Origin of the sequence: Escherichia sp. WS1451 (assembly GCF_046487365.1) — a bacterium.
Lineage (GTDB): Bacteria > Pseudomonadota > Gammaproteobacteria > Enterobacterales > Enterobacteriaceae > Escherichia > Escherichia coli.
Genome location: NZ_JBJQJP010000044.1, coordinates 1 through 5,769, shown reverse-complemented (window position 1 = coordinate 5,769; position 5,769 = coordinate 1). Strand labels below are relative to the sequence as shown.

Genomic DNA, 5,769 nt, shown 5'->3' with positions numbered 1-5,769 from the left:
GAGTGCCCACACAGATTGTCTGATAAATTGTTAAAGAGCAGTGCCGCTTCGCTTTTTCTCAGCGGCGCGGGGTGTGCATAATACGCTTTCCCGCTACAGAGTCAAGCATTTATTTTTGCTTTCTCTGCCGGAATTCTCAGGAGAACCCCGCTGACCCGGCGGCGTGTTTGCCGTTGTTCCGTGTCAGTGGTGGCGCATTATAGGGAGTTATTCCGGCCTGACAAGCGAAAAATATAAAAACTTTATCGTTCGCTCACTTTTCAGGCAAAACATCTTAAATATAGTCTTTTCCGTCTAACTTATAGACAAAAACGAGCCCCGAAGGGCTCGTTGTATCATTTACTGGACGGCGACAATCCGGTCTTCATTAACTTCCAGGCGAATCACTTTACCCGGAACCAATTCACCAGACAGTATTTGCTGTGCCAGCGGGTTTTCGATCTGCTGCTGAATTGCACGTTTCAGAGGACGTGCACCATAGACCGGATCGTAACCGTTCTCGCTCAGCAGTTTCAGCGCCTCGTCAGAAATGTGGATTTCATAACCACGTTCTTCCAGACGTTTATACAGACGTTTCAACTGAATCTGCGCAATCGACGCAATGTGCTGTTCACCCAGCGGATGGAAGACCACCACTTCATCGATACGGTTAATGAATTCCGGACGGAAGTTATGGCTTACCACACCGAGCACCAGCTCTTTCATGTGCGCATAATCCAGTTCACCGAAGCGTTCCTGAATCAAATCGGAACCGAGGTTAGAGGTCATAATGACAACCGTATTACGGAAGTCGACCGTTCTCCCCTGCCCGTCAGTCAGACGCCCATCATCCAATACCTGCAACAGAATGTTGAAGACATCCGGATGCGCTTTTTCCACTTCATCCAGCAGGATGACGGAATACGGACGACGACGCACCGCTTCGGTCAGGTAGCCACCTTCTTCATAACCGACATATCCCGGAGGCGCACCAACCAGACGAGACACCGAGTGTTTCTCCATAAACTCGGACATATCGATACGGATCATCGCCTCGTCGCTATCAAACATAAAGTTCGCCAGCGCCTTACAAAGCTCAGTTTTCCCCACACCCGTTGGGCCGAGGAACAGGAATGAACCAATCGGGCGATTTGGATCCGCCAGCCCCGCACGGCTACGACGAATAGCGTTAGATACCGCATCAACCGCTTCGTTCTGACCAATAACGCGATGGTGCAGTTCTTGCTCCATACGCAGCAGTTTTTCGCGCTCGCTTTCCATCATGCGAGAAACCGGAATCCCCGTCCAACGCGCCAGCACTTCAGCAATTTCGGCATCGGTCACTTTATTACGCAACAGACGCATAGTTTTGCCTTCGAGCTGCGTTGCGGCTTCCAGTTGCTTTTCCAGTTCCGGGATTTTGCCGTATTGCAGCTCAGACATCCGCGCCAGGTCACCCACACGGCGAGCCTGTTCAATAGCGATTTTCGCCTGTTCCAGTTCCGCTTTAATGGTCTGCGTACCAGAAAGCGATGCTTTCTCTGCTTTCCACTCTTCTTCTAACTCGGAGTACTGACGTTCTTTGTCGCTCAGTTCTTCGTTGAGCATATCCAGGCGTTTTTTACTGGCTTCATCAGACTCTTTCATTAACGCCTGTTGTTCCAGTTTGAGCTGGATGATACGGCGATCGAGTCGGTCGAGTTCTTCTGGTTTTGAGTCAATCTGCATACGAATGCTGGATGCTGCTTCATCGATCAGGTCGATGGCTTTATCCGGCAGCTGACGGTCAGCAATGTAGCGATGAGACAACGTCGCCGCTGCAACAATTGCCGGGTCAGTAATTTGCACATGGTGGTGCAATTCGTAACGTTCTTTCAGGCCACGCAGAATCGCAATGGTATCTTCAACAGAAGGCTCGGCAACAAACACTTTTTGGAAACGACGTTCCAGCGCAGCATCTTTTTCGATGTACTGGCGATATTCGTCAAGCGTCGTGGCACCTACGCAGTGCAATTCACCACGCGCCAGCGCCGGTTTCAGCATGTTTCCGGCGTCCATTGCGCCATCGGCTTTACCCGCGCCGACCATGGTATGTAATTCGTCGATAAACAGGATGACGTTGCCTTCCTGTTTGGCAAGATCGTTAAGTACGCCTTTTAAACGTTCTTCAAACTCACCGCGATATTTCGCCCCAGCCACCAGCGCGCCCATATCCAGCGCCAGTACGCGGCGGCCTTTCAACCCTTCGGGCACTTCGCCGTTGATAATACGCTGCGCCAGACCTTCAACGATGGCAGTCTTACCGACGCCGGGTTCACCAATCAGTACCGGGTTATTTTTAGTACGACGTTGCAGCACCTGAATGGTACGGCGAATTTCTTCATCACGACCAATCACCGGATCGAGTTTACCCTGTTCGGCTCGTTCGGTAAGGTCGATGGTATATTTTTTCAAAGCCTGACGTTGGTCTTCAGCACCTTGATCGTTCACGCTTTCACCTCCACGCATTTGTTCAATCGCTTGAGTAATGTTGGCGGTGGTCGCCCCTGCTGCTTTCAGGATGTCGGCCAGCGTGCCGCGAGACTCAAGTGCCGCCAGAACGAACAGTTCTGACGAGATAAAGTTATCACCACGTTTTTGCGCCAGCTTGTCGCAAAGATTAAGAACGCGCACCAGATCCTGTGATGGCTGGACATCACCACCAGTACCTTCAACCTGCGGTAAACGATTTAATGCCTGATTGATATCTGTGCGCAACTGGCCAGCATTTATGCCAGCGGATGTTAATAAAGGACTAACCGAACCCCCTTCCTGATTCAGCAGGGCGCTCATTAAATGAAGTGGTTCGATGAATTGGTTGTCGTGCCCGAGTGCAAGTGATTGGGCATCGGCAAGAGCAAGCTGGAATTTATTAGTAAGACGATCCAGACGCATAACTCCTCCCATAACGGATCAAAGTTGCTACTGGAGATTAAATGAGGTCATCCCTCAATTATTCAAGGTTATTGACCAGATTAATGTGAAAAGAAAATCACGCGTACCGGATCGTCTTGATTCTTTAGGTTATATCAGCCAAATGAAACTTGCCATACGACCGGTGGTCTTGTCGCGACGATAAGAGAAGAAAGTCTCATTTTCCGTATATGTACAACGGCCGCCGCCGAAAATTTGTTCAACGCCAACGCTCGCCAGACGCTGTCGGGCAAGGAGATAAATATCCGCCAGATACTTATCACCATGCTGAATGAAAGCTGTACTCGCTTTGGCGTCTACTGCCATAAACGCCTCGCGAACCTCCGCCCCCACTTCAAACGCGCGTGGACCAATTGCCGGCCCTAACCAGGCGAGAATATTTTCCGGATTATCAGCAAAACAAGAAACCGTCTCTTCCAGCACGCCAGAACACAGCCCGCGCCAGCCTGCATGAGCGGCGGCAACTTCCGTTCCCGTACGATTGCAAAACAGCACAGGGAGGCAGTCAGCCGTCATCACTGCGCAAACCGTGCCGGGCGTATTGCTATAAGAGGCATCAGCTCGTTTTGAGGCATAAGGTTCGCCAGTAAGCTTAAGCACATCTTTGCCGTGTACCTGCTCAAGCCAGACCGGTTTTGAAGGCAAATTGCCCGCAGCAAAAAGTCGCTTGCGATTCTCTTCAACGTGATCCGGGTTATCGCCACAATGGGCACCGAGGTTGAGCGAGTCATACGGGGGCAAGCTCACGCCGCCGATACGAGTAGAGCTACAAGCCGCAACACCTTTTGGCAGCGGCCACTGCGGGACAATCAGCTTACTCATAACCAGTCCACTTCATCCTTATGCTCTTCGAAATCGGCGCGCATCACCTCAATCAGCTCCACCATATCTTGTGGAATAGGCGCATGCCATTCCATTTCGATACCGGAGATCGGGTGATAAAGACGCAGCATGGTTGCATGAAGCGCCTGGCGGTCAAATTTACGCAGCGTGGAGATAAACGCTTCCGAAGCACCTTTTGGCGGACGCGGACGGCCACCATAAACCGGATCGCCCACCAGCGGATGAGTGATATGGGCCATATGCACGCGGATCTGGTGCGTACGTCCAGTTTCCAGACGCAACCGCAGACGCGTGTGCACACGGAAGTGTTCCATGATGCGATAGTGAGTCACCGCTGGTTTGCCCATCGGATGCACCGCCATATGGGTACGTTTGGTCGGGTGGCGGCTGATTGGTTCATCTACTGTACCGCCAGCGGTCATATGACCAATTGCCACCGCTTCATACTCACGAGTAATTTCACGCCTTTGCAAAGATTCGACTAAACGCGTCTGAGCCGGAACGGTTTTTGCCACAACCATCAGGCCAGTGGTGTCTTTATCCAGACGATGGACGATGCCTGCACGCGGTACATCGGCAATGGGCGGATAATAATGAAGCAATGCATTCAGTACCGTGCCATCCGGGTTACCCGCGCCAGGATGTACCACCAGGTCGCGCGGTTTATTAATGACGATGATATCGTCATCTTCATAGACGATATCCAGCGGGATATCCTGCGGTTCAAAACGCGCTTCTTCTTCAATCTCAGCGTTGATGGCCACCTGCTCGCCACCCAATACTTTTTCTTTCGGCTTATCACAAACTTTGCCGTTAACCAGCACGCGCTGGTCGAGGATCCATTCTTTTATCCGCGAACGTGAATAATCCGGGAACATTTCGGCCAAAGCCTGATCTAAGCGTTGACCGAGTTGGTTTTCGGACACCGTTGCAGTGAGCTGTACTCGTTGTGCCATATATACTGCTTCTTCGTTTATCGTTGGGGTTTTACGGCTTTGCCGTTTAATATAGTGTGCTATTGTAGCTGGTCTTAACCGGGAGCAGGAACAGAGAATCTCCCGTATTACATTTTGAGGAAAGTCAAAACGTCATGACGCGCATGAAATATCTGGTGGCAGCCGCCACACTAAGCCTGTTTTTGGCGGGTTGCTCGGGGTCAAAGGAAGAAGTACCTGATAATCCGCCAAATGAAATTTACGCGACTGCACAACAAAAGCTGCAGGACGGTAACTGGAGACAGGCAATAACGCAACTGGAAGCGTTAGATAATCGCTATCCGTTTGGTCCGTATTCGCAGCAGGTGCAGCTGGATCTCATCTACGCCTACTATAAAAACGCCGATTTGCCGTTAGCACAGGCTGCCATCGATCGTTTTATTCGCCTTAACCCGACCCATCCGAATATCGATTATGTCATGTACATGCGTGGCCTGACCAATATGGCGCTGGATGACAGTGCGCTGCAAGGGTTCTTTGGCGTTGACCGTAGCGATCGCGATCCTCAACATGCACGAGCTGCGTTTAGTGACTTTTCCAAACTGGTGCGCGGCTATCCGAACAGTCAGTACACCACCGATGCCACCAAACGTCTGGTATTCCTGAAAGATCGTCTGGCGAAATATGAATACTCCGTTGCCGAGTATTATACAGAACGTGGTGCATGGGTTGCTGTCGTTAACCGCGTAGAAGGCATGTTGCGCGACTATCCGGATACCCAGGCTACGCGTGATGCGCTGCCGCTGATGGAAAATGCATACCGTCAGATGCAGATGAATGCGCAAGCTGAAAAAGTAGCGAAAATCATCGCCGCAAACAGCAGCAATACATAACAGAAACCTGAAACACAAAACGGCAGCCTTGAGCTGTAATGCCGATCAGTTAAGGATCAGTTGACCGATCCAGTGGCTGTGTAAGAATCCGGAAACGCTCACTTGTTTCCGGATTTTTTTATGCACATTGGACAGGCTCTTGATCT

4 protein-coding genes are annotated in these 5,769 nt (G+C 50.9%); 1 reads left to right on the top strand and 3 read right to left on the bottom strand.

Annotated features, from left to right (window positions below):
* Positions 1 to 339: 339 nt before the first annotated feature.
* The 3 genes from clpB to rluD form a co-directional block, all read right to left on the bottom strand.
* Positions 340 to 2,913, bottom strand: a complete 2,574-nt coding sequence (gene clpB / locus ACJHX7_RS25735) for an ATP-dependent chaperone ClpB (RefSeq protein WP_001317994.1) — start codon at positions 2,911 to 2,913, stop codon at positions 340 to 342.
* 129 nt (positions 2,914 to 3,042) lie between these two features.
* The gene (yfiH, locus tag ACJHX7_RS25730; protein WP_000040147.1) at positions 3,043 to 3,774 is read right to left on the bottom strand and encodes a purine nucleoside phosphorylase YfiH; all 732 of its coding nucleotides are present in this window, start codon (positions 3,772 to 3,774) and stop codon (positions 3,043 to 3,045) included.
* Complete coding sequence (gene rluD / locus ACJHX7_RS25725) at positions 3,771 to 4,751, bottom strand: 23S rRNA pseudouridine(1911/1915/1917) synthase RluD (RefSeq protein ID WP_000079097.1); 981 nt, start codon at positions 4,749 to 4,751, stop codon at positions 3,771 to 3,773. The genes yfiH and rluD overlap by 4 nt, the downstream gene beginning before the upstream one ends.
* Positions 4,752 to 4,885: 134 nt before the next feature.
* On the opposite strand from rluD, the gene bamD reads away from it, so the two are divergent.
* Positions 4,886 to 5,623: an outer membrane protein assembly factor BamD gene (bamD, locus tag ACJHX7_RS25720; protein ID WP_000197686.1), complete on the top strand. Its 738-nt coding sequence runs from the start codon at positions 4,886 to 4,888 to the stop codon at positions 5,621 to 5,623.
* Positions 5,624 to 5,769 lie beyond the last annotated feature (146 nt).

What these genes read in the sequence shown, in the direction of transcription:
- clpB (WP_001317994.1), bottom strand. Translation starts at nt 2,913, where the DNA reads ATGCGTCTGGATCGTCTTACTAATAAATTCCAGCTTGCTCTTGCCGAT.
- yfiH (WP_000040147.1), bottom strand. Translation starts at nt 3,774, where the DNA reads ATGAGTAAGCTGATTGTCCCGCAGTGGCCGCTGCCAAAAGGTGTTGCG.
- rluD (WP_000079097.1), bottom strand. Translation starts at nt 4,751, where the DNA reads ATGGCACAACGAGTACAGCTCACTGCAACGGTGTCCGAAAACCAACTC.
- bamD (WP_000197686.1), top strand. Translation starts at nt 4,886, where the DNA reads ATGACGCGCATGAAATATCTGGTGGCAGCCGCCACACTAAGCCTGTTT.